This window comes from Streptomyces sp. NPDC001450 (assembly GCF_053597295.1).
In genome coordinates this window covers 1-1832 of the sequence record NZ_JBSFHY010000140.1, presented here as the reverse complement: position 1 = coordinate 1832, position 1832 = coordinate 1, and the positions used below count along the sequence as shown (strand labels likewise).

Sequence of the window (1832 nt, the reverse complement as noted above, 5' to 3'; positions counted from 1 at the left end):
CAGGCCAAGGCTGACAGGCTCGGCTTCTGGGCCGAGCAGGCCCGTCGGCTGACCTGGGCCAAGGAGCCGACCGAGACGCTGGACTGGTCGAACCCGCCGTTCGCGAAGTGGTTCGCGGACGGCGAGCTGAATGTCGCGTACAACTGCGTGGACCGGCACGTGGAGGCCGGGCACGGGGAGCGGGTGGCGATCCACTTCGAGGGCGAGCCCGGTGACAGCCGGGCGATCACCTACGCGGAGCTGAGGGACGAGGTCTGCAGGGCCGCCAACGCGCTGCTGGAGCTGGGTGTGCGCAAGGGGGACCGGGTCGCGGTCTACCTGCCGATGATCCCGGAGGCCGTGATCGCCATGCTGGCCTGTGCCCGTATCGGCGCCGCGCACTCGGTCGTCTTCGGCGGGTTCTCGGCGGACGCGCTGGCCACCCGGATCCAGGACGCGGACGCGCGTGTCGTCATCACCGCCGACGGCGGCTACCGGCGTGGCAAGCCGTCCGCGCTCAAGCCGGCCGTCGACGACGCGATCGGCCGGGTGGACAACGTCGAGCACGTGCTCGTCGTCCGCCGCACCGGCCAGGACGTGGCCTTCGAGGCCGGGCGGGACGTGTGGTGGCACGAGCTGGTGGAGCGGCAGGCGGCCGAGCACATCCCTGAGGCGTTCGAGGCGGAGCACCCGCTGTTCATCCTGTACACCTCGGGCACGACGGGGAAGCCGAAGGGCATCCTGCACACCTCCGGCGGCTATCTGACGCAGGCGGCGTACACGCACCACGCGGTGTTCGACCTCAAGCCGCAGACGGACGTCTTCTGGTGCACGGCGGACGTCGGCTGGGTCACCGGGCACTCGTACATCGTGTACGGGCCGCTGGCCAACGGCGCGACGCAGGTCATGTACGAGGGCACCCCGGACACCCCGCACCAGGGCCGGTTCTGGGAGATCGTTCAGAAGTACCGGGTCACGATCCTCTACACCGCACCGACCGCGATCCGCACGTTCATGAAGTGGGGCGACGACATCCCCGCGCGGTTCGACCTGTCGTCCCTGCGCATCCTGGGCTCGGTGGGCGAGCCGATCAACCCCGAGGCGTGGGTCTGGTACCGCAAGCACATCGGCGCCGACCGGACGCCGGTCGTGGACACCTGGTGGCAGACCGAGACCGGCGCGATGATGATCTCGCCGCTGCCCGGCGTGACCGAGACCAAGCCCGGTTCGGCGCAGCGCGCGCTGCCCGGCATCTGCGCGACCGTCGTCGACGACGAGGCCAACGAGGTACCCGACGGCGGCGGCGGCTACCTGGTCCTCACCGAGCCGTGGCCGTCGATGCTGCGCACCATCTGGGGCGACGACCAGCGGTTCATCGACACCTACTGGTCGCGTTTCGAGGGCAGGTACTTCGCCGGTGACGGCGCGAAGAAGGACGACGACGGGGACATCTGGCTGCTGGGCCGGGTCGACGACGTCATGCTGGTGTCCGGGCACAACATCTCCACCACCGAGGTGGAGTCGGCACTCGTCTCGCACCCCTCGGTCGCCGAGGCGGCCGTCGTCGGCGCCACCGACGAGACCACCGGTCAGGCGATCGTCGCCTTCGTCATCCTGCGCGGTACGGCCTCCGAGGACGACAAACTGATCGGCGAACTGCGCGACCACGTCGGCACCACACTCGGCCCGATCGCCAAGCCCAAGCGGATCCTGCCGGTGGCCGAACTGCCGAAGACCCGCTCCGGCAAGATCATGCGCCGCCTCCTGCGGGACGTGGCCGAGAACCGCCAACTGGGCGACGTCACCACACTCACCGACTCCACGGTCATGGACCTCATCCAGACCAAACTCCC

General features: G+C 69.8%; 1 protein-coding gene. It reads left to right on the top strand.

What is annotated here, in order from left to right:
• Positions 1 to 1832: acetate--CoA ligase (acs, locus tag ACWC5O_RS45395; protein ID WP_450592522.1), on the top strand; the 1832-nt coding region annotated here is incomplete at both ends.